This is a genomic window from Hydrogenophaga sp. (assembly GCF_022844385.1).
Taxonomy (GTDB): Bacteria; Pseudomonadota; Gammaproteobacteria; order Burkholderiales; family Burkholderiaceae_C; genus Hydrogenophaga.
The window spans coordinates 18,010-31,343 of the sequence record NZ_JALHLX010000006.1; the positions used below are offsets into that span (position 1 = coordinate 18,010).

At 65.7% G+C, this 13,334-nt stretch carries 16 protein-coding genes; 8 read left to right on the top strand and 8 right to left on the bottom strand.

Annotated features, from left to right (window positions below; all coding sequences use genetic code 11):
• Positions 1 to 11 precede the first annotated feature (11 nt).
• Positions 12 to 1,679: a PAS domain-containing protein gene (locus Q0C59_RS02400; protein ID WP_291211192.1), complete on the top strand. Its 1,668-nt coding sequence runs from the start codon at positions 12 to 14 to the stop codon at positions 1,677 to 1,679.
• On the top strand, positions 1,676 to 2,086 hold the full coding sequence (locus Q0C59_RS02405) for a response regulator (RefSeq protein WP_291211194.1): 411 nt from the start codon (positions 1,676 to 1,678) through the stop codon (positions 2,084 to 2,086). Before Q0C59_RS02400 ends, Q0C59_RS02405 begins: the two co-directional genes overlap by 4 nt.
• Positions 2,087 to 2,153: 67 nt before the next feature.
• Here Q0C59_RS02405 and Q0C59_RS02410 read toward each other — a convergent pair whose 3' ends face one another.
• Both Q0C59_RS02410 and Q0C59_RS02415 read right to left on the bottom strand, forming a co-directional pair.
• The gene (locus Q0C59_RS02410) at positions 2,154 to 2,876 is read right to left on the bottom strand and encodes an aldolase (protein ID WP_291211197.1); all 723 of its coding nucleotides are present in this window, start codon (positions 2,874 to 2,876) and stop codon (positions 2,154 to 2,156) included.
• 25 nt (positions 2,877 to 2,901) lie between these two features.
• Positions 2,902 to 3,897: an NADPH:quinone oxidoreductase family protein gene (locus tag Q0C59_RS02415; protein ID WP_291211200.1), complete on the bottom strand. Its 996-nt coding sequence runs from the start codon at positions 3,895 to 3,897 to the stop codon at positions 2,902 to 2,904.
• 124 nt (positions 3,898 to 4,021) lie between these two features.
• Here Q0C59_RS02415 and surE point away from each other — a divergent pair, with 124 nt between their 5' ends.
• From surE to rlmD, 5 genes are all read left to right on the top strand, one after another.
• Positions 4,022 to 4,822, top strand: coding sequence for a 5'/3'-nucleotidase SurE (surE, locus tag Q0C59_RS02420; RefSeq protein WP_291211202.1), 801 nt, complete (start codon positions 4,022 to 4,024; stop codon positions 4,820 to 4,822).
• Positions 4,819 to 5,646: a protein-L-isoaspartate(D-aspartate) O-methyltransferase gene (locus Q0C59_RS02425; RefSeq protein ID WP_407066540.1), complete on the top strand. Its 828-nt coding sequence runs from the start codon at positions 4,819 to 4,821 to the stop codon at positions 5,644 to 5,646. Before surE ends, Q0C59_RS02425 begins: the two co-directional genes overlap by 4 nt.
• 89 nt (positions 5,647 to 5,735) lie before the next feature.
• Positions 5,736 to 6,623 (top strand): peptidoglycan DD-metalloendopeptidase family protein, encoded by an 888-nt coding sequence (locus tag Q0C59_RS02430; protein WP_370654533.1) that lies wholly within the window; start codon positions 5,736 to 5,738, stop codon positions 6,621 to 6,623.
• Positions 6,624 to 6,635: 12 nt separating this feature from the next.
• Positions 6,636 to 7,421 carry a 3'-5' exonuclease gene (locus Q0C59_RS02435; protein ID WP_291211206.1) on the top strand — a complete coding sequence of 262 codons (786 nt, stop codon included), beginning with the start codon at positions 6,636 to 6,638 and terminating at the stop codon, positions 7,419 to 7,421.
• Positions 7,422 to 7,607: 186 nt separating this feature from the next.
• On the top strand, positions 7,608 to 9,089 hold the full coding sequence (gene rlmD / locus Q0C59_RS02440) for a 23S rRNA (uracil(1939)-C(5))-methyltransferase RlmD (protein WP_291211208.1): 1,482 nt from the start codon (positions 7,608 to 7,610) through the stop codon (positions 9,087 to 9,089).
• Positions 9,090 to 9,107: 18 nt separating this feature from the next.
• On the opposite strand, the gene Q0C59_RS02445 is transcribed toward rlmD, so the two are convergent.
• Together Q0C59_RS02445 and Q0C59_RS02450 are read right to left on the bottom strand one after the other, a co-directional pair.
• Positions 9,108 to 9,461 carry a hypothetical protein gene (locus Q0C59_RS02445; protein ID WP_291211210.1) on the bottom strand — a complete coding sequence of 118 codons (354 nt, stop codon included), beginning with the start codon at positions 9,459 to 9,461 and terminating at the stop codon, positions 9,108 to 9,110.
• A 125-nt stretch (positions 9,462 to 9,586) separates the two neighbouring features.
• Entirely contained in the window at positions 9,587 to 10,282 is a 696-nt protein-coding gene (locus Q0C59_RS02450) for a Bax inhibitor-1 family protein (RefSeq protein WP_291211213.1), read from the bottom strand.
• Positions 10,283 to 10,531: 249 nt separating this feature from the next.
• On the opposite strand from Q0C59_RS02450, the gene Q0C59_RS02455 reads away from it, so the two are divergent.
• A complete protein-coding gene (locus Q0C59_RS02455) occupies positions 10,532 to 10,939 on the top strand; it encodes a heme-binding protein (protein WP_291211215.1) in 408 nt (135 codons plus the stop codon).
• A 105-nt stretch (positions 10,940 to 11,044) separates the two neighbouring features.
• Here Q0C59_RS02455 and hemP read toward each other — a convergent pair whose 3' ends face one another.
• The 4 genes from hemP to Q0C59_RS02475 are packed head-to-tail and all read right to left on the bottom strand — an operon-like array spanning position 11,045 to position 13,160.
• A complete protein-coding gene (hemP, locus tag Q0C59_RS02460) occupies positions 11,045 to 11,242 on the bottom strand; it encodes a hemin uptake protein HemP (protein ID WP_291211218.1) in 198 nt (65 codons plus the stop codon).
• Entirely contained in the window at positions 11,239 to 11,649 is a 411-nt protein-coding gene (locus tag Q0C59_RS02465; protein ID WP_291211221.1) for a biopolymer transporter ExbD, read from the bottom strand. Before Q0C59_RS02465 ends, hemP begins: the two co-directional genes overlap by 4 nt.
• Before the next feature lie 14 nt (positions 11,650 to 11,663).
• Entirely contained in the window at positions 11,664 to 12,410 is a 747-nt protein-coding gene (locus Q0C59_RS02470) for a MotA/TolQ/ExbB proton channel family protein (RefSeq protein WP_291211223.1), read from the bottom strand.
• Between the two features lie 27 nt (positions 12,411 to 12,437).
• A complete protein-coding gene (locus Q0C59_RS02475; protein WP_407066541.1) occupies positions 12,438 to 13,160 on the bottom strand; it encodes an energy transducer TonB in 723 nt (240 codons plus the stop codon).
• Positions 13,161 to 13,334 lie beyond the last annotated feature (174 nt).

The window sequence follows — 13,334 nt, forward strand, 5'->3', positions numbered from 1 at the left end:
AACTTCAAGACATGCCCACTCCGATCCCGGCCAACGAACCCGATCGCCTGGCCGCGCTGCGGCGCCTGCAGATTCTGGACACTTTGCCGCAGAAGGCTTTTGACAGCATCACGGCGCTGGCGGCCGGCATCTGCGGCACCCCCATCGCACTGATTTCGCTGGTGGATTCGAACCGGCAATGGTTCAAGTCGCGTCAAGGCGTGGAGCTGACGCAGACCTCGCGCAGCGAGGCGTTCTGTGCCCACGCCATCATGGAACCCAGCGAAGTGCTGGTGGTGAACGACGCCACCCACGATCAGCGGTTTCAGGACTTTCCCATGGTGCGCCGAGGCGAGCTGGTGTTTTATGCCGGTGCGCCCATCGTCACCTCGGGCGGGGCTGCGTTGGGCACGGTGTGTGTGCTTGACACATTGCCGCGTGAGCTCAATGACGAACAGCTGAGCATGCTCAAGCACCTGGCCGAGCTGGCCATGCAGCTGATCGAACACGAGCGCAGCCGCCGCGACCATTCGGAGGTGATGATCCAGCAGATCGTCAAAGGCCAGCAGGTGGTGCGCGATGTGCTCAACGAGGGCCGCGACATGGCCGCCTTCATCGACCGCGAGCATTGTTACCTTTTTGTGAACCCTGCGTTCCAGCGCTACTGGATCCTGGAGCCGCAGGAAATCATGGGCATGCGGGTGCAGGACCTGATGTCCATCACCCACTACCGTGCCCTGTTCAAACCCAGCATCAACCAGGCGCTGGCAGGGCTCGAATCGCAGTTCGAGATCGAGCTGGATTTTCCCGGCATGGGCACGCGGTACCTTGAGGTCACGCACACGCCGGCACGCGAAGCGGGTGTGGTGCACGGCGTGGTCGAACGCACGCGCGACATCACCTCGCGCAAACAGAGCGAGCGGCAACTGGCCGATGCCGTCAAGGAGTTGCAGGCCAAACGCCTGGCCAACCGCAAGTACGTCTACAGCGTCTCCCACGATCTCAAGGAGCCGGTCAATGCCATCACCAACGCCACTCGCCTGCTGGCCGAGGGCGCCCTGGAGCGCGCCGATCCACTGGAGACGCGCTGCCTGCGCATTGCCGGGGAAGCCAGCGCCAAGCTGTCGCGGGTGCTGGAGGATCTGCGCCTCTACAGCGAGGTGGACACCAGCGACATGCGCATGAAGCCGCATCCGGCGCGCAGCATTTACGCCGAAGCCGTGTTGGCGATCGGTGGTGAGCTGGAGTCCGCCGGAGCGGAGGTTGAACTCTCGGTGGAGGGCAGCATCCGCGCGGACGCACCGCTGCTGAGCCTGGCCATCCGCAGCATTCTGGAAAACCTGCTCAGCTCCACACAGCGCCAGGATCCGGGGGGCGATTGGCTGGTGTCCATCCGGTCGCATGAGGAGTTGTTCACCCACCGCGTGGACATCACCACCCAGCAACTGGCCCAGCCGCTTCCCCCGGTCGACCTGTCTGGCAGCTCGACCCGCCCGGTGTCGGCTCGCCGGGCCCGCAAGCGCGCCTTGAACGATGTGCGCGAACTGGGTCTGGGCCTGTCCATCGCTTCCCACATCATCGATCTGCACCAGGGAGAGCTGCAGATCGAACTCAAATCCGACGGCAGCAACAGCTATTCCGTGATCCTGCCCGGCCACGCCCGGGCGATCGAGCCCGCCAGAGCGGCACCTTCAGCATGAACACACACCACCACGTGCATCGCGTCGTCCTGATCGACGACAGCGAGAACGACAACTTTTTCCACGAGATCGCGCTGCGCAAGGCCGGCTTTGGCGGCGAGGTGCGCATCTTCGAGAGCGGCGAAAGTGCGCTCGACTTTCTGTTGCACGACCAGGTGAGCGTGCCCACCATCGTGTTTCTCGACATCAACATGCCCGGCATGAACGGCTTCGATGTGGCGCGTGCGCTCGGCGACCGGTTGCAACCGCAGGCCGAACTGCAGCTGTACATGCTGACCTCATCGGCCTGGTCGGTGGACAAGGCCACGGCCGAGTCCATCGGCATCATCCAGCAGTACCTGGTCAAGCCGCTCACGGCGGACATGGCAGCGGGACTGATCGCGCCCCTGTGCGCTGCCAGCCGCTGAGCGCAAGGGTCCAACCGCGGTTCCCGCCCACATTCGCGCGCCGGCGATCAGCCTGCGTGAACAGGGCTCACACAGTGCGGCGCAAAGCCTCGAAGAACAGCTCGGACTGCAAACGCTCGCTCTGCATCTGGCTGGCCACGTGCGCGGCGGTGTCCGCGTCGGCGGGCTTCAGTGGCCGCCCGGTGGACTGGGCCAGCACCTGCGCCATGCAGGCGCGTTCGAGGTAATAGAGGTCGTCGAAGGCGTGGTCGATGCGTGGGCCGCACACCACCACGCCATGGTTGGCGAGAAAGGCGATGTCGGTCGTGCCCATGGCGCGCGCGATGCGTTCACCTTCGCCCGCGTCGAGTGCCAGACCGTTGTAGTGCGGATCGATGGCCACGCGGCCATGGAAGCGCATGGCGTTTTGCGACAGGGTGGTGTCCAGCGCGCGGTCTTGTGTGAGCGTGAGCGCGGTGGCGTAGGGCATGTGGGTGTGCAACACCACGGCCTGGCGCGCCAGGCGGTGGATGCCGCTGTGGATGTGCATGGCGGTGGACTCGACCGGATGGCGCCCGGCGAGACGCTCGCCGTGCACGTCCACCATCACGATGTCGTCGGCCTGTACCTCGCTCCACAGCAGGCCGCGCGGGTTGAGCAGGAAGCGGCCCGAGCCGTCGGGCAGCTCCACGCTGAAGTGGTTGCAGACGCCTTCGGACAGGCCGAAGCGGGCGGCGGCACGCAGGGCCAGTGCCAGGTCGGTTCGGGCTTGTCGGCAGGGTTCGGCGTGGTAATCGGTTTCGTGGTTCATGGCCGGGAGCTTCAACGGCGCTGACTCAGACCGGCGTGTTCACCATCACCAGCTTGCCCTTGACCGAGCGCGATCCCATGATGGCGTAGGCCTTGTGCAGCTCGCTCATGGGCAGGGTCTGGTCGATCACCGGTTTCACCTGGCCCTTCGCGTACATCACGGCCAGCGCCTGCATCATCTCGGCGTTGGCCTTGGGTTCGCGGCGCGCGAAATCCCCCCAGAACACGCCCACGATGCTCGCGCCCTTGAGCAGGGTGAGGTTCAGCGGCAGTGCGGGAATGGGGCCGCTGGCAAAACCCACCACCAGGTAGCGGCCACGCCAAGCAATGGAGCGAAACGCCGGTTCGGCGAAGTCCCCGCCGACCGGGTCGTAGATCACGTCCGGGCCCTTGCCGTCGGTGAGTTGTTTGATGGCGTCGCGCAGTCCCTCTTTGGGCGTGTGCACGCTGTAGTTGATGGTGGCGTCGGCGCCGAGCTGTTTGCACAGCTCGCACTTCTCGTCGCTCGATGCGGCAGCAATCACGCGCGCACCGGCGGCCTTGGCGATCTGGATGGCCGCTGTGCCCACGCCACCGGCCGCACCGAGGATCAGCACGGTCTCACCGGCCTTGAGGGCGGCACGGTCCATGAGCGCGTGCCAGGAGGTGGCGTAGATCATGATGAAGGCGGCTGCGTCCACTGCCGGGAAACCGGCCGGCAGCGGCATGCACAAGGCCGCCGGTGCGATGGTGTGCGTGCCGAAACCACCGGTGCCGCTGAGGCAGGCCACACTTTGTCCCACCTGCAGGTGCTTCACGCCTTCGCCCACTGCGCGCACCACGCCGGCGTATTCGGAGCCCGGCACAAAGGGCAAGGCGGGCTTCATCTGGTACTTGTTCTGCACGATCAGCAGATCGGGGAAGTTCAGGCTGGCCGCCTCGATCTCGATCAGCACCTCGCCGGCCTTGGGCTCGGGCGTGGGCAGTTCTTTCCAGGTCAGGGCGTCAACGCCCACGGGGTTTTCACAAAGCCAGGCGTGCATGCCGTCTCCTCGGTTGATGGGGGTCGATCGAACCATGATAGGCAGCGCAGAGGCCCACCTTGCAGCGGGTAAGCCCGTTGTCTGTCTCAAGCGTGACCGGAGGGAAGCCACCTAAAATCGCTTGATGAAAATTCTCATCTCCAACGACGATGGTTACCAGGCGCCCGGTCTCGTGGCGCTGTATGAGGCCCTCAAGGGGCTGGCTGAGGTGGAGGTGGTGGCGCCAGAGCACAACAACAGCGCCAAATCCAACGCGCTGACCCTGCATTCGCCGCTGTACGTGCACACCGCGCACAACGGCTTTCGCTACGTCAACGGCACGCCGGCCGACTGCGTGCACATCGCGCTCACCGGCCTGCTGGGCTACCGGCCGGACCTGGTGGTCTCCGGCATCAACAACGGCGCCAACATGGGCGACGACACCATCTATTCAGGCACCGTGGGCGCGGCCATGGAAGGCTATCTTTTCGGCATTCCGGCCATTGCGTTCTCGCAGACCGAAAAGGGCTGGGGGCACCTGGAAGACGCGGGCCAGATGGCCGCGCGCCTGGTGGCGCAGCTGTTGCCCTCGTTGAAAAGTGGTGCGCCGGTGGAGCCCTGGCTGCTCAACGTGAACATTCCGAACCGGCCCATCGCAGACATCAAGGGTTTCAAGGTCGCACGCCTGGGCCGGCGCCACGCGGCCGAGCAGGTGATTTCGCAGACCAACCCGCGCGGCGACACCATGTACTGGATCGGCAGCGCCGGCAAGGCCAAGGACGACGCCGACGGAACCGACTTTCATGCCGCCGTGCAGGGTTACGCCACCATCACGCCGCTGAAGGTGGACCTCACCGACCACGAGCGCCTGGCGTATTGGGCGCCGACCGCTGCCAGCCTGTCGACTCCGCCCGAGGTTGCGGTTGCCGGGGGAGCAGTGTCTTGAAGGACGGCGGCAAGGCCCGCCCGACGTTTCCGGCGCGGCTGCCGGCCGCACCTCAAACGCCGACGGCACGCACGTCGGTGGCGCGTGTTTCCCAGCCCGCGCTGACCACCGTCAAACCGCTGCCGCGCCCGGCCATCAAAACCGCTGCGCCCGTGCGGCCCCCAGCGCCCAGCGGGGTAGGCATGGACTCGTCGGCGGTGCGCGCGGCCATGGTGCGCAAGATCCAGGCACAGGGCGTAAGCCACGCCGGTGTGCTCGCGGCCTTGCAGGCGGTGGAGCGGCACCGGTTTGTGGACACCGCGCTGGTGAACCAGGCGTACGAAGACACCAGTCTGCCGATCGGCCTGGGGCAGACCATTTCCAAACCCGGCGTGGTGGCCCGCATGATCGAACTGCTGTGCGCCAGCCACACCGGCAAGCTGGGTCGTGTGCTGGAAATCGGCACCGGCTGCGGCTACCAGGCCGCGGTGCTGGCCCATGTGGCGCGCGAGGTCTACAGCATCGAGCGCCTGCGCGGCCTGCACGAAAAGGCGCGCGAGAACCTTCGCGCCTTCCGCATCTCCAATCTGCACTTGTTGTTCGGCGACGGCATGCTCGGGTACGCCAAAGGTGCTCCTTATGCCGCCATCATTGCCGCCGCCGGGGGCAACGACATCCCGCAAGCGTGGATCGACCAGCTCGCCGTGGGTGGCCGGCTGGTGGCGCCTGCGGTCACCGCAGCGGGCAAACAGAACCTGGTGGTGGTGGACAAAACCGCCACCGGGATCGTCCGCACCGAGCTGGAGGCCGTGTTTTTTGTGCCTCTAAAATCGGGTATCGCATGAGTTTCCCCCTGCCTTGGGCAGCGGGGCGTTCTTTTTATCGGGGCCACCACCAGGCGTGTCCCGTTCACAGGTTGGGAGTTTTCATGTCCATGCGTTTTCCCCTGGCACCGACCGTGCCCCGCGAACAGCGCCGTTCCCCTTGGCAAGTCGCCGCAGTGGTGGCGGTTGCCGCGGTTGTGCTGGTCACAGCCGGCTGTTCGACCCGCCGCGTGTCGGGCCCTGCCCCGGTGGAAGACCGCGGCATGGCGCGTCCCGCCGATGCCGTGGTGCTGCCCGGTGCTGAAAACGCCGGCAAGCCCGGCTACTACACGGTGAAGGCCGGCGACACGCTCTTCCGCATCGCGCTGGACAGCGGCCAGAACTGGCGCGATCTGCAGGCGTGGAACAACTTGTCGAACGCCAATGCCATCGAAATCGGCCAGGTGCTGCGCGTGCAGCCGCCAGTGCCGCTGGTGGCCCAGTCCGCTCCGGCCACCGGCGTGGCCAGCACACCGGTGAACCCGGCTGGCGTGGTGTCTCGTCCGCTCACCGACACCGCGCCTGTGGCGCCCGCCGCAGCGCCAATTCCAGCCCCTGCGCCCGCGCCTGCACCCGCGTCGGCCGGCGCCGACGAACTCAATTTCGTGTGGCCTGCCCAGGGCACCGTGGTCTCCAGCTTCGACGAGACGACCAACAAGGGTGTGTCCATCGCCGGCAAGATCGGTGACGCCGTGGTCGCCGCCGCTGACGGCCGCGTGGTGTACGCGGGTGCCGGCCTGCGCGGCTACGGCAACCTCATCATCCTCAAGCACAACAACACCTACCTCACGGCTTACGCGCACAACCAGGCGCTGCTGGTTCGCGAAGACCAGGCCGTGCGCCAGGGTCAGAAGATCGCCGAGATGGGCAGCAGCGACACCGACCGGGTGAAGCTGCACTTTGAAGTGCGCCGCATGGGCAAACCGGTCGATCCGATCGGTTATCTGCCCAAACGCTGAGCCGGGGTTGCCATGGCCTGGCCGGTGCTCGTCTTCGACATCGAGTCCATACCCGACGTTGAGGGCCTGAGGGCCCTGCGCGGTGCGCCAGCCGACCACACCGACGAGCAGGTCTACGCCGCCTGGTTGGCCGAACGCAAGGAAAAGGGCCAGAGCGACTTCATGCCGCTGCACCTGCAGCGCGTGCTGGTCATCAGCTGTGTGTTCCGCAACGCCGAAGGCCTGCGCATCCACTCGTTTGTGGACCGCGACGGCCAGAGCGAAGGCAAGGTGGTGCAGACCTTCTTCCATGCGGTGGAGAAACACACGCCGCAGCTGGTGAGCTGGAACGGTGGCGGGTTCGATTTGCCGGTGCTGCACTACCGTGGCCTGCGCCATGGCGTGGAGGCCAGCAAGTACTGGGACTTGGGCGAAGACGACCGCGAGTTCAAGTGGAACAACTACATCAGCCGCTACCACATGCGTCACCTGGACCTGATGGACCTGCTGGCCATGTACTCGCCCAAAAACAATGCACCACTCGACGCCATGGCCAAGCTCTGTGGCTTCCCCGGCAAGCTGGGCATGGACGGCTCGCAGGTGTATGCGCAGTACCTTTCGGGGCAGACCGAGGACATCCGCCGCTACTGCGAGACCGACGTGATGAACACCTACCTCGTGTACTGCCGTTTCCAGAAGATGCGCGGAGGTTTGACCGAAGCCGAGTACGGGCAGGAGATTGCGATGGTCAAGGAGACGCTGGGCAACCTGGCGCCGAACGAATCGCACTGGAACGAATATCTGGCTGCCTGGGCCTGAGAGCAGAGCCCCCACGCTCCACCGCTTCGCGGGTCGCTGCCCCCCATGGGGGCTGTTTCGCCTTGGGGCGGCCCGGGGGCGAAACTTGCCCCCATGCTCCCCCGCTGCGCGGGTCGCTGCCCCCCGAGGGGGCTGTTTCACCTGGGGGCGGCCCGGCGGCGAAACGTGGCCTGAGACAATCGCTGCATGACAACCGCCGCCACCCTTCACGTAAACAGCCTCCTCACCACCGCCAACGCCGCAGCGCACGACGCCCCCGAGAACCCTTTGCCAGACGGATGGCTCGCGGTCGAATCGCTGGACATCGATGCCCAAGGCATCGCCCGCCGGCCCGACGGCAAGGTGGTCTTCATCGAAGGCGCCCTGCCGTTCGAGCAGGTCAGCGTCAACGTACACCGCAAGAAGAACAACTGGGAAGCCGGCGTGGTGACGGCGGTGCACCACGAGTCTTCCCAGCGGGTGCGTCCCGGCTGCCCGCATTTCGGCCTGCATGCCGGCGCTTGCGGCGGCTGCAAGATGCAGCACCTGCACGAATCGGCCCAGGTGGCCGTGAAGCAGCGCGTGCTCGAAGACAACCTCTGGCACTTGGGCAAGGTGCGGGCCGAGACCATGTTGCGCCCGATCGAGGGTCCGGCCTGGGGATACCGTTTCCGCGCCCGCTTGTCGGTGCGCCACGTGCACAAAAAGGGCGAGGTGCTGATCGGCTTTCACGAGCGCAAGAGCCGCTACGTGGCCGACATGCGGGTCTGCCCGGTGCTGCCGCCGCACGTGAGCGAGATGCTCATGCCGCTGCGCGAACTGATCTTCGGTATGGACGCGCGCGAAACCTGCCCGCAGATCGAACTGGCTTGTGGCGACACAGTGACGGCCATGGTGCTGCGCCACCTGGAGCCGTTGAGCGAGGACGACATCAGCCGCCTGCGCGCGTTTGCACAACAACACGGTGTGCAGTGGTGGTTGCAGTCCAAGGGGCCGGAGACCGTCAAGCTGCTCGACACCGATGGCCCGCAGCTCTCCTACGCCCTGCCCGAATTCGGCATCACCATGCCGTTCAAACCGACCGATTTCACCCAGGTCAATCCAGCCATCAACCGGGTGCTGGTCACGCGCGCGCTTCGCTTGCTCGATGCGAAGAAGAACGAACGCGTGATCGACTGGTTCTGCGGCCTGGGCAACTTCACCTTGCCGATTGCCACCACGGCGGGCGAGGTGCTCGGCATTGAGGGCAGCGAGACGCTGGTGGCCCGCTCGCGCGAGAACCTGGCGTTGAACCAGGCGGGACGGGACGCTGCTCTGGCACCCACCGCATTTGCCGCGCGCAACCTGTTCGAGATGACGCCGGGTTTGCTGGTCTCCGACGGTACAGCCCAGAAGTGGCTGGTGGACCCGCCGCGCGAAGGCGCGTTCGCGCTGGCCAAGGCGCTGGCGGATCTGCACCAGAACCCGGCCCAGCGCGGTGGCTGGACGCCGCCGCAGCGCATTGTGTATGTGAGTTGCAACCCGGCCACGCTGGCGCGCGACGCAGGGCTGCTGGTGCACCAGGCGGGTTACCGCTGTGTGGCTGCGGGTGTGGTCAACATGTTTGCGCACACGGCGCACGTGGAGAGCATGGCGGTGTTTGAACTCGACCCATCGCGGGTACCGGGCGAAGACCCGGCGCCCGGGTAAACCGGGCGGGGCAACGGATCAGGAGTTGCGCGAGGCGCTGGCCGCCTTGCCGCCGTCGGGAGCGTCAGGGCTGGCGGCCGGAGTGGCTTCAGCCGGTGCGGGCTCGGCCGGCATGCCGACGATGGCGTTCTCGCGCATGTACTCGTCCATCTCTTTCCAGCCGGCGAACACGGCGGCCTTGCCGGCGCGCGGGTAGCCGCCGAAGCAGTCCTCGATGCTGCGCACGGCATGGCGGCAGGCGCTGCCGATGGCCTTGCCCTCGGCTTCCTTCTTTGCTGCCACCGCGCTGGCGCTTTCGATGCCCAGCGCATCGCAGCCCGCCAGCAGGCTGGCGGCTCCAAGAAGGCAGACGGTGAGGACGGTATGTCGCATGGTGTTCGGTATCGGTTTCCCCTTGTTTCGGCGTTTGCCTCCCGAACTTGACCCCTGTTTGAAGCCGACCGGCGCGGACATGAAAAAAGGACCCGAAGGTCCTTTTTTCAGGGCGCAGTGCGCGCTCAGTCGCGGTCGCCGCCGAACATGCCCAGCAGCATCAGCAAGCTCTGGAAGATGTTGAACACGCTCAGGTACAGGCCCAGCGTGGCGGTGATGTAGTTGGTCTCGCCGCCGTCCACGATGCGCTTGAGGTCGTACAGCAGGTACATGCTGAACACCACAATCGCCAAGGTGGCAATGGCTGCCATCGCGGCCGGACTGCCCACGAACACGTTGATGATCGCGCCGAAGAACACGGCCAGCATGCCCACGAAGAGCCACTTGCCCATGCCCGAGATGTCGCGCTTGATCACGGTCGACAGGTTGGCCATGACGAAGAAGACGCCGGCCGTGCCGCCGAAGGCCGTCATGATCAGGCTGGAACCGTTGGAGAAGCCCAGCACCATGGCCAGCATGCGCGAGAGCATCAGACCCATGAAGAACGTGAAAGCCAGCAGCACCGGCACGCCGGCAGCCGAGTTCTTGGTCTTTTCGATGGCGAACATGAAGCCGAAGGCGCCGCCCAGAAAGACGATCAGGCCCAAACCACCACCGAGCCCGGCCGTGATGCCGGTCTGCACGCCGACCCAGGCGCCCAGCACGGTGGGCAGCATGGACAAGGCCAGCAGCCAGTAGGTGTTGCGCATGACTCTGTTGCGCTGCGCATCGCTCGATACCGCGGTGCCGAAGCGGCCGCTGGGGTGAACTTGGTCGGTCATGGTGGTGATCTCCTTCATCATCTGACACGGGGGGCCGGTACCCGGACGCCGGAATGGCACCCGACCGGTGGAATTGCATTGTAGGGCGCTGCTTCACCTGCGACGCATGGGCGTCAAAACCGCATTGTTTGGTAAGGTCACTTGTGACCAGATGAGCCCCAATGGTCGCGGTATCGTTTGCCCAAAGCTCGCAGGCGCTCAAATGCCCTGTCAGCAGAACCTTCAGACACCCCAAAAGGACATAAGTTCATGAAAAACAAACCCATGCTGGACAGCGCCGACGTGAAACTGATCGCCGCGGCGGCTGAAGCCGAAGCGCTGAAGAACAATTGGGCGGTCACGATCGCCATCGTGGACGATGGCGGCCACCTGCTGGGCCTGCAGCGCCTGGACGGCGCACCGGCGATCTCCGCGCACATCGCGCCCGCCAAGGCCCACACGGCGGCCATGGGTCGTCGCGAGAGCAAGGTCTATGAAGACGTGATCAACCAGGGCCGCGTGTCGTTCCTGAGCGCGCCCGGCCTCTCGGGCATGCTGGAAGGCGGTGTGCCGATCATGAAGGATGGTCAGTGCCTCGGCGCGGTGGGCGTGAGCGGCGTGAAGTCGACCGAAGATGCGCAGGTTGCGCGTGCCGGCATCGCTGCCATCGGGCTCTAACCTGCCTGAAAAAAGACCTGGCTATCGGGGCACAACGCCCCCTGGCTGGTCAAAAACGACGCTCGGGGATGATGAATTCTCCGAGGTCGCCCCACGATTCAATGGCTACTTGGTCAGGATCAGTTTGCCCTGGCGCGTGGCCTGCAGGCGGTAGACGGATCCGTTGTGGCTGATCGTCACGGCCTTCTGACCTTGCAGCAGGGCGTCGCTGGTGAGCGCAGGTGTGGTTTTTTCTCCCGGTTCGGTGTCCCTCGCTGCAGGGACCGATTCCGGCCCGGGTTCCAGGCGAGGCTCGCTGTTCATGGCGCGGGTTCGGTGATGAATCCGATCTTGCGCACGCCGCTGCGCTGTGCGGCGGCCATGGCTTGCGCCACGCGCTCGTAACGCACCGCCTTGTCACCGCGGATGTGCAGCTCGGGCTGGGGCTCCATTGAGGCGGCGGCCGTCAGTCGGTTGGCGAAGTCCGCGTCTTCCACACGCTGGTCGTTCCAGAAATACACCCCGTCGGCGTCCACCGAGAGGCGGATGTTCTCGGGCTTGTCCTGCACCTTTTCCATGCTGGCCTGCGGCAGTTCGATGTTGACGGCGTGTTTGATCACCGGCACCGTGATGATGAAGATGATCAGCAGCACCAGCATCACGTCGATGAACGGGATCATGTTGATCTCGCTCAGCATGTCGTCGCTGTCCTGTTGGGTTCCGATGGCCATGGCGGGGTTCCTCCTCAGGCTTTCTTCATCGGCAGCACCTTGCCGTCACCACCCGCGGTGACGCGGGCGCCGGTGACGAAGTAGGCGTGCAGATCGTGTGCGAAGCGGTTGAGCTGGTGGTTGATGCCCTTGTTGCCGCGCACCAGGACGTTGTAGCCCAGCACCGCGGGAATGGCCACCAGCAGGCCGAGCGCGGTCATGATCAGCGCCTCGCCGATCGGGCCAGCCACCTGGTCGATGCTGACCTGGCCGGCGGCACCGATGGCCAGCAGCGCGTGGTAGATGCCCCAGACCGTGCCGAACAGGCCCACGAAGGGGGCGGTCGACGCAACCGAGGCCAGCACAGACAGGCCGCTCTGGGCGCGCGCGGTGTAGTCATCGACGCTCTTGCGCAACGAGCGCTCGACCCAGTCGCTCACGTCCAGGCTGTCGTGCAGCTGGCGCTGTGGGGGCGAGCCGTTGTGGCCGTCCTTGTGCAGGATGTGGCGGGTGGATTCGCGGCCTTCCAGGGCCACGGCGCGAAACGGGTTGCCCTCGGGTGATCCGAGTTTGTCCAGTCCTTCTGCGAAATCGGCGCTGTGCCAGAAGCCTTCGACCCCCTTGGCCTGGGCGCGTTGTGCGCGTTGATCCAGGGCTTTCCACAGGATGATGATCCAGGTGGCCAGCGACATGACCAGCAGCACGATGGCCACCGAACGGGTGACCCAGTCACCCTGGGTCCAGACGTGGGCGATGCCCGAGCTTGCGAATTGCGGTTCCATGATTTTTCTCACTCCAGGAGACGGGGTTTATTCCAAAACAAAACTGATCGGCACGTTGAACCACATGGCTTCGGGCACACCAGCGCGCTTGCCGGGCACGTAGCGCCAGCGCAGCACGGTCTGCAGGGCCGTCTGGTCCAGGCGTTCAAAGCCGCTGGACGTGCGCACTTCGGCGCGTGAGGCGGTTCCATTGACTTCAATGAAGACGCGCACCACCACCCGGCCTTGTTCACCCAGGCGCTTGGACAGCGGCGGGTACGGGGGGCGCGGGTTGTTGAGGTAGTCGGCGCTGCTGGAGGGCAGCTCGATGCGGGGTGGTGCGGGCGGTGCAGGTGGGGCCGGCGGTGCGGCGGCCACCACCGGTTCGGCCGGGACGGGTGGTGCGGGCGGGCTGGGCGGCACCACCGGCGCGAGCGTGGAAGGCTCGGGTGTGGCCACGGCCACCGGTTGTGGCAGGGGTTGCGGCACGGGCCGCGGCCGGGGCTTGGGCGGTGCGGGTGTGGCCACGGGCGGGGCTGGGGGTGGAGGCTCGACGACAGGCTGCGGCGGCTCGATGAATTCCGCCAGTACCTGCACCGGAATCACCAGCTCCACGGCGCGTTTGAGCAGTCCGCTTTGCAGCGCCCACAAGGCACCCACATGGAACACCACCACCGCGAGCACGATGGCCAGACGGCGGTGCAGGCGTGAGGGCGCGACAGCGAGCATGGGCGTGAAGGGCTGCGCCAGGGTGGCGCTGAAAGGGCTCATCAGTTTAGCGGCGTGGGCTGTTTGTGCATCAGTTGCGAAAGATCCACCACAGGGCGCACAACAACACGATCAGGGCGGTGCCGAGTGCGGCGAGTCCGGTGGTCATGGCGTGTCCTTTCGGTGATGCTGGATGCATCTGCTGGATGTTGCCATTCTAAACGAGAATGCTTCCTA

What these genes read in the sequence shown, in the direction of transcription:
- Q0C59_RS02435 (WP_291211206.1), top strand. Translation starts at nt 6,636, where the DNA reads ATGGCCTGGCCGGTGCTCGTCTTCGACATCGAGTCCATACCCGACGTT.
- Q0C59_RS02415 (WP_291211200.1), bottom strand. Translation starts at nt 3,897, where the DNA reads ATGCACGCCTGGCTTTGTGAAAACCCCGTGGGCGTTGACGCCCTGACC.
- rlmD (WP_291211208.1), top strand. Translation starts at nt 7,608, where the DNA reads ATGACAACCGCCGCCACCCTTCACGTAAACAGCCTCCTCACCACCGCC.
- Q0C59_RS02465 (WP_291211221.1), bottom strand. Translation starts at nt 11,649, where the DNA reads ATGGCCATCGGAACCCAACAGGACAGCGACGACATGCTGAGCGAGATC.
- Q0C59_RS02450 (WP_291211213.1), bottom strand. Translation starts at nt 10,282, where the DNA reads ATGACCGACCAAGTTCACCCCAGCGGCCGCTTCGGCACCGCGGTATCG.
- Q0C59_RS02405 (WP_291211194.1), top strand. Translation starts at nt 1,676, where the DNA reads ATGAACACACACCACCACGTGCATCGCGTCGTCCTGATCGACGACAGC.
- Q0C59_RS02445 (WP_291211210.1), bottom strand. Translation starts at nt 9,461, where the DNA reads ATGCGACATACCGTCCTCACCGTCTGCCTTCTTGGAGCCGCCAGCCTG.
- surE (WP_291211202.1), top strand. Translation starts at nt 4,022, where the DNA reads ATGAAAATTCTCATCTCCAACGACGATGGTTACCAGGCGCCCGGTCTC.
- Q0C59_RS02470 (WP_291211223.1), bottom strand. Translation starts at nt 12,410, where the DNA reads ATGGAACCGCAATTCGCAAGCTCGGGCATCGCCCACGTCTGGACCCAG.
- Q0C59_RS02455 (WP_291211215.1), top strand. Translation starts at nt 10,532, where the DNA reads ATGAAAAACAAACCCATGCTGGACAGCGCCGACGTGAAACTGATCGCC.
- hemP (WP_291211218.1), bottom strand. Translation starts at nt 11,242, where the DNA reads ATGAACAGCGAGCCTCGCCTGGAACCCGGGCCGGAATCGGTCCCTGCA.
- Q0C59_RS02410 (WP_291211197.1), bottom strand. Translation starts at nt 2,876, where the DNA reads ATGAACCACGAAACCGATTACCACGCCGAACCCTGCCGACAAGCCCGA.
- Q0C59_RS02475 (WP_407066541.1), bottom strand. Translation starts at nt 13,160, where the DNA reads ATGAGCCCTTTCAGCGCCACCCTGGCGCAGCCCTTCACGCCCATGCTC.
- Q0C59_RS02400 (WP_291211192.1), top strand. Translation starts at nt 12, where the DNA reads ATGCCCACTCCGATCCCGGCCAACGAACCCGATCGCCTGGCCGCGCTG.
- Q0C59_RS02430 (WP_370654533.1), top strand. Translation starts at nt 5,736, where the DNA reads ATGCGTTTTCCCCTGGCACCGACCGTGCCCCGCGAACAGCGCCGTTCC.